Here is a 6,510-nt window from a genome sequence, read left to right as displayed (position 1 = left end):
GGCAACGAGAGATGAGTTCGGGGTCGAGGTAATCCCCCAGAGAAGTCAGTGGGTTACGCAGAGAATCGTAACGGGATACCAGATCAAGAGCCTGTCCAATGTGCATAAAAAAATCCGGAAACAAGTGAGCGTTTCCGGATTCTTACACAGCCACTGGATCGGTCAACTGATCCTTAACTGATCGGCATTACTCCGGGATGTGCTGTTTCAGCCTCGCGACCAGCTCACGCTGTGTCAGCGTTTCCGTCGCCGTTTATCCCGTTTTGTGGTCCAGGTAACGGAAGCTCAGGCTCGCCCCTCCGTTGTAATGTGCCAGCCGGGAGGCCGCTATCGGCGGCTTCTTCAGATAACGACCCAGGTAGCGCGCCGTATTCCTCCCGCCGGCCGTTTTCTTCGACATGTACATCAGGCGCGGAGCTCATCGGGGCGCGGGAATGAAATCCCATTCAGACTCCGGATAGATTCAAGCAAGCCCACTTATCGTCAAAATCGGTGTTGCAAAAACGGGAGTGACCATAGATCCGTTTTCCAAGCGGACCCCATAATATCGGCTGGTAAACATCACTCGCTAGTGCATTCTTTTTGTTGGTAATGATAATTATTTACATTTATTCTTTGATGTTTTATCATAATTAATGTTTTATCAATAAATATATGGAAATATATTGTTTCAGATGGGAATATGAGAAAGTTCATCCTTATTTCTATGATAACGTTAGCTAGTGTTAGTCTGGGAGCCTGCAGACAGAATGTCACCATAAAGCAGGATGCGCCAGGGCAGAAAGCTTTCCTGATTGACGGGCAGATTTACGATTTGCACAGTGGCAAAATTATTTCTAGCAGCGAGCTTTTGGCGGATCTTGCTACCGCTCGACATCTTATTATTGGTGAAAAACACGATAATGCCGAGCATCATCAGATTGAGCTTTGGCTTATTCAAAATCTGCTCATCCAGCGACCACAGGGGAGTGTGTTGCTTGAGATGTTGACGTCAGACCAACAGCCCCGAGTTAACCAAGTTAAATGTTGGCTGAAAGATAATCCTGTGGTTCGAGATAGCCGTGTTCAGGAACTACTTAACTGGCAAAAAGGGTGGTCCTGGGAGATGTATGGCGACATCGTCATGCAGCTATTACGTGGGCCTTACCCGCTGCTCAATGCCAACATTGGCCGGGAGCAGATGTTGGCACTGTACAAAAAAAACGAATTTCCTAAAGGAAAAAAATCCACTGCACCTGTGGTACAAGAAGCTCTGCGTGAAACCATCATAGCTATGCATGAAGGCAACCTTGAAAGCCAGCAACTGACGTCAATGCTCTCTGTTCAGCAGCAGCGGGATCGCTACATGGCCCGCCAGCTTCTGAGTGCCCCGGTACCGTCGTTGTTGATTGCAGGTGGTTATCACGCGTCAAAAAGCATGGGCGTACCGTTACACATGGAAGATCTTGCCACCGGCACCCATCCAGTGGTGTTGATGCTTGCAGAAAAAGGAATGAACATCACAGTAGATCATGCTGACTACGTGTGGTTTGTAGCGCCAGATACAACAAAAAGGTAAACCATGGATGATGAATATTCTCCACTTCCCACAGTCGGTAAAATGGAGCAGCTGGTTTATCTGTTCTCTACTGCTTCATGGACTGATTTTCCTTACGTTTATCTGGCGTTTTTCCGAAGTTCAGCCCGCTATGTCTCCTGCACCGGCGATCATGCTGCAATGGGCAGAAATTATAGAGGCTCCTTCTTCTCCACTTTCGCTTCCGGTGGGAATCGCTCAACAGGAGTCCGCAGTGACAGAAGAAAAGCAACAAACTGAGGACAGACAACAACGTCCTGTCACTGAAGACAGTGATGCAACCATTGAAATAACTAGGAAGAAAAAGTCATCCGATGGAGAAAAGAAAAAGACACGTCCACCTCGTAAGATAAAGGCTCAAACCAGCGACAGCAACCCCACAGCCGTTTCCAGTAATGCTGCACCTCAGGCTCTGGTCGAATCGTCCCGTATTGCTGCGCCTTTTAACAGTGACTCAACAAAGCGAGATAATTCTGAGGCATCTTGGGAAAGCAGAGTAAAAGGCCACCTTAACCGTTATAAACGTTACCCTGGCGATGCCAGAAAACGTGCACGAACCGGCACAGCCGTTGTGACTTTTACCGTAAACACGGAAGGCACTATTGTCAGTAGTTTCTTGGAAATCTCTTCAGGAACCCTTTCTCTTGACCGCGAAGCTATTGCTGTTTTAGAACGCGCTCAACCACTTCCCAAACCACCGCCTGAAATATTGGAGGGAGGATTATTTAAAGTAAAAATGCCGATTACCTTTAAGTTGAAGGAGTAAAGGGATAATTGGCCGTTCAAGTTCATTTAACTGAAATTTAATTTTCATTTTTATGCTTAACATTTTATCAAACTTTTCCACTGTCGAAAAAATCAAAAAGACAGTAGATCATAATTAATAAACAAATAGTTATACTTATCTTTATTAATATTATATCCAAGGAAATTTATGAACGTTATAAAACTGGCTATCGGCTCAGGCATATTATTGCTCAGCTGCGGTGCTTACTCACAATCCATCAGTGAAAAAACTAATTCCGACAAAAAAGGAGCGGCAGAATTCAGTCCGCTCAGCGTTTCTGTCGGGAAGACGACCAGTGAGCAGGAAGCTCTCGAGAAAACAGGCGCGACCAGTTCCCGGACAACGGACAAAAACCTGCAATCACTTGACGCAACAGTGCGTAGTATGCCTGGTACTTATACTCAAATAGATCCTGGTCAGGGAGCAATCAGTGTGAATATTCGAGGCATGAGCGGATTTGGTCGTGTAAACACTATGGTCGATGGTATTACCCAGAGTTTTTACGGAACCTCTACCTCCGGAACAACGGCGCATGGTTCAACTAACAATATGGCTGGCGTACTTATAGATCCTAACTTACTGGTAGCAGTTGATGTTACACGCGGTGACAGCAGTGGCTCTGAAGGGATCAACGCCCTTGCCGGTAGTGCAAATATGCGTACTATTGGCGTTGACGATGTAATATTTAACGGTAATACATATGGCCTTCGTTCACGTTTCTCTGTCGGTAGTAATGGGCTGGGACGCAGCGGAATGATCGCCCTTGGTGGAAAAAGCGACGCTTTTACGGATACGGGAAGCATTGGCGTTATGGCTGCTGTGAGCGGCAGTTCTGTGTACTCTAATTTCTCAAATGGTTCTGGAATTAACAGCAAAGAGTTTGGTTATGATAAATATATGAAGCAGAACCCCAAATCCCAACTGTATAAAATGGATATCAGACCAGACGAATTTAACAGCTTCGAACTTTCCGCTCGAACCTATGAAAATAAATTTACACGTCGTGATATAACCAGTGACGACTATTACATTAAATATCATTACACCCCTTTTTCTGAATTAATTGACTTTAACGTAACGGCCAGTACCAGTCGCGGTAATCAAAAGTATCGTGATGGCTCGCTGTATACTTTCTACAAAACCTCAGCGCAAAATCGTTCTGACGCGCTGGATATCAACAATACCAGCCGGTTCACTGTCGCGGACAATGAACTGGAGTTTATGCTGGGCAGCAAACTGATGCGTACCCGCTATGACCGGACCATTCACTCAGCGGCGGGCGACCCGAAAGCGAACCAGGAATCGATCGAGAACAATCCGTTCGCACCCTCCGGCCAGCAGGATATTTCAGCGCTGTATACCGGGCTGAAGGTTACGCGCGGCATCTGGGAGGCAGATTTCAATCTCAACTACACACGTAACAGGATCACAGGGTACAAGCCCGCCTGCGATTCACGCGTTATCTGCGTGCCACAGGGTAGCTACGATATTGACGATAAAGAGGGTGGCTTCAACCCTTCAGTTCAGCTTTCTGCTCAGGTAACACCATGGCTTCAGCCGTTCATTGGCTACAGCAAATCCATGCGTGCCCCGAACATCCAGGAGATGTTCTTCTCTAATTCAGGAGGCGCATCCATGAACCCATTCCTGAAGCCTGAACGTGCAGAAACCTGGCAGGCGGGTTTTAACATTGATACCAGAGATTTACTGGTCGAACAGGATGCCCTGCGCTTTAAGGCTCTGGCGTACCGCAGCAGGATCCAGAACTACATCTACAGCGAGTCTTATCTGGTTTGTTCTGGAGGTCGTAAATGCAGTATGGCTGAGGTGATTGGCAATGACTGGGAGGGCATTAGCGATGAATACAGCGACAATATGTACATCTACGTTAACTCGGCAAGCGACGTTATTGCAAAGGGCTTCGAACTGGAGATGGATTATGATGCAGGTTTTGCTTTTGGCCGACTCTCTTTCAGCCAGCAGCAAACAGACCAGCCAACCTCCATCGCCAGCACCTACTTTGGCGCAGGGGATATGACCGAACTGCCCAGAAAATACATGACGCTGGATACTGGTGTTCGCTTCTTCGATAACGCGTTGACCCTGGGCACTATCATAAAATACACAGGCAAGGCTCGTCGCCTGTCGCCTGATTTTGAGCAGGACGAACATACCGGCGCAATAATCAAACAGGATTTGCCGCAGATCCCAACGATTATCGATCTCTATGGTACTTACGAGTACAACCGCAACCTGACACTGAAACTTTCGGTACAAAACCTGATGAACAGAGATTATTCGGAGGCGCTGAATAAGCTCAACATGATGCCAGGTCTTGGTGACGAGAGCCACCCAGCCAATTCCGCGCGTGGCAGAACATGGATATTTGGCGGGGACATTCGTTTCTGATGACAATTTCCGCCAGGTTCAGACAATACGTTTTCTCTCTTATGTCAATTTTATTGCAGGAACGAAAAATGAATATTTTCACTTTATCCAAAGCACCGCTATACTTGTTAATTTCACTATTTTTACCCACGATGGCCATGGCTATCGATCCACCTGAACGCGAACTTTCGCGATTTGCCCTGAAAACGAATTACCTTCAGTCCCCTGATGAAGGCGTCTATGAACTGGCGTTTGATAATGCCAGTAAAAAGGTGTTTGCAGCAGTCACCGATCGTGTAAATCGTGAAGCCAATAAAGGCTATCTGTATTCGTTTAATTCAGATTCGCTGAAAGTCGAAAATAAATACACGATGCCATACCGGGCATTTTCGCTGGCGATAAATCAGGATAAACATCAGCTCTATATCGGACACACCCAGTCAGCGTCCCTGCGTATCAGTATGTTTGACACCCCAACCGGTAAACTGGTAAGAACCAGCGACAGGTTAAGTTTTAAAGCGGCAAACGCTGCAGATTCGCGTTTTGAGCATTTGCGCCATATGGTTTACAGCCAGGATTCCGATACCCTGTTTGTGAGTTATAGCAATATGCTGAAAACGGCCGAGGGCATGAAGCCTCTGCATAAGCTGTTAATGCTCGACGGGACGACGCTTGCCTTAAAAGGCGAGGTTAAGGATGCTTACAAAGGTACAGCGTATGGTCTGACGATGGATGAAAAAACACAGAAAATCTACGTTGGCGGAAGAGATTACATCAACGAAATTGATGCGAAAAATCAGACGCTGCTGCGTACCATCCCGTTGAAAGATCCGAGACCACAAATCACAAGTGTGCAGAATCTGGCGGTGGACTCCGCTTCTGACCGTGCCTTTGTGGTGGTATTCGACCATGACGATCGTTCCGGTACAAAAGATGGCCTCTATATTTTTGACTTACGCGACGGTAAACAGCTTGGCTATGTGCACACAGGAGCCGGAGCTAACGCGGTGAAATACAATCCGAAATATAACGAACTGTATGTCACCAACTTCACTAGCGGCACCATCAGCGTAGTGGATGCCACCAAATACAGCATCACCCGTGAATTTAACATGCCGGTCTACCCAAACCAGATGGTGTTGTCGGACGATATGGATACCCTTTACATTGGCATCAAAGAAGGCTTTAACCGCGATTGGGATCCTGATGTGTTTGTGGAAGGAGCTAAAGAACGTATTCTGAGCATTGATTTGAAAAAGTCGTGATCGGGGGAAAAAACATGGGATAAAAACTCCGTTATTCCACTAAACTGGCCGGACTAGGAAAAGCAAACATCTCTGTCCTGCCGGTACGCCTGTTACGCCGCTCCATGAGGCTGAGGAATCTCCAGAAAACGAGACAGGCACAGCATTGTACGATCAACTGATTTGTGCCAATAATTCAATGAAATCACAGCTATGCCTGTTCACGTATAGGAAATTGAAAAACTAAGCGATACCACTGTCCGCGTCTTATGCCTCGTGCGGTAAGCTGTTTTTCACATCACGCCGGTGTTTTTTTCTTTCTGTGGACGGTTTTAATACTGTAATCGGCCGTTTTTTATACTTACCCCGATTCCCGGGCGCACTTATCCTGCATCACCCCGGGATATACCTCAGCAGACTGATATCCCGCGCGTTTTTCTTCAGCCCCTCCACATTCAGTCCCGCGATGGCCCGGCGGTATACCATCCGGCCGCCACACAGCACGCATTCGAACG

At 47.0% G+C, this 6,510-nt stretch carries 6 protein-coding genes and 1 pseudogene; 4 read left to right on the top strand and 3 right to left on the bottom strand.

Features of this window, described 5'->3' with window-relative positions; all coding sequences use genetic code 11:
- Window positions 1-124, bottom strand: a 124-nt coding sequence (locus tag BFF42_RS27625; protein ID WP_227894989.1) for a hypothetical protein, incomplete at its 3' end; no start/stop codon positions are given.
- Window positions 125-190: 66 nt separating this feature from the next.
- Window positions 191-406, bottom strand: a pseudogene (locus BFF42_RS09075) (transposase); the annotation flags it as partial.
- A gap of 276 nt (window positions 407-682) precedes the next feature.
- Here BFF42_RS09075 and BFF42_RS09070 point away from each other — a divergent pair.
- The 4 genes from BFF42_RS09070 to senB all read left to right on the top strand — a co-directional run bounded on the left by BFF42_RS09070 (window position 683) and on the right by senB (window position 6,016).
- Window positions 683-1,558 (top strand): ChaN family lipoprotein, encoded by an 876-nt coding sequence (locus tag BFF42_RS09070; protein WP_001224621.1) that lies wholly within the window; start codon window positions 683-685, stop codon window positions 1,556-1,558.
- A gap of 7 nt (window positions 1,559-1,565) precedes the next feature.
- Window positions 1,566-2,342 (top strand): energy transducer TonB family protein, encoded by a 777-nt coding sequence (locus BFF42_RS09065; RefSeq protein ID WP_000981089.1) that lies wholly within the window; start codon window positions 1,566-1,568, stop codon window positions 2,340-2,342.
- A 168-nt stretch (window positions 2,343-2,510) separates the two neighbouring features.
- Entirely contained in the window at window positions 2,511-4,772 is a 2,262-nt protein-coding gene (locus tag BFF42_RS09060; RefSeq protein WP_001100761.1) for a TonB-dependent receptor domain-containing protein, read from the top strand.
- 68 nt (window positions 4,773-4,840) lie between these two features.
- Entirely contained in the window at window positions 4,841-6,016 is a 1,176-nt protein-coding gene (senB, locus tag BFF42_RS09050) for an enterotoxin production-related protein TieB (RefSeq protein ID WP_001020414.1), read from the top strand.
- Window positions 6,017-6,388: 372 nt separating this feature from the next.
- On the opposite strand, the gene BFF42_RS27620 is transcribed toward senB, so the two are convergent.
- The coding region (locus BFF42_RS27620) for a hypothetical protein (RefSeq protein ID WP_252866568.1) at window positions 6,389-6,510 on the bottom strand (122 nt) is incomplete at its 5' end.

Source organism: Shigella sp. FC1661 (assembly GCF_001712525.1).
Classification (GTDB): Bacteria; Pseudomonadota; Gammaproteobacteria; order Enterobacterales; family Enterobacteriaceae; genus Escherichia; species Escherichia coli.
This window is presented reverse-complemented; position numbering and strand designations above follow the sequence as displayed.